1 pseudogene is annotated in these 551 nt (G+C 49.7%); it reads right to left on the reverse strand.

What is annotated here, in order from left to right:
• A pseudogene (locus AC1DRJ_RS31960) lies at nucleotides 1–365 on the reverse strand (malto-oligosyltrehalose trehalohydrolase); the annotation flags it as partial.
• Between the last annotated feature and the right edge of the window lie 186 nt (nucleotides 366–551).

Genomic DNA, 551 nt, shown 5'->3' on the forward strand with positions numbered 1-551 from the left:
CCTACATGGAGTTCGTAAATTACAGCTTCACGCCAAGGCCGGCCTCGCCAAGCAGGATGCTGCCAGCAGAAAGAGTCCGGATCGATCACAACGCTGTAACCATTAGCATCCTTTGCCTGTGCCCTGGACGCGGGGTCAGGTATCTCTAAATCGTTGTTGATCTTGTATTTGTAGACTGTGCCAGCAGGACATTGAGCTTCGAGGACGAACCAGCCGTTCTTATCAGGAAGCATCTCCAATGATTTGCCATCATGTGTCACAACTCTGACTGTCTCCGCATCAGGGGCCCAAAGGGCGAATCTGGTGCGATCTGAGTTCAGAACAATGGCTCCATGGCGCCCACTCAAATTCGTATGCATAAGCATTCACCACCCCTCTTAGTGATAAGTGTGAGCTCGAATCGACCATTCGATCCGTTCACAGCGATTGGGTTGACTCAAATTCATCGATAACGACATCGCCATATCAGTCGTCAGATGCATGGTCACCTTCTCTCCATCAACGATGGATCAAGCTGCTCTGAAGCCGTTCCATATTTCTAAGAGGAATTT

Source organism: Pseudomonas sp. P5_B2, from assembly GCF_056400445.1.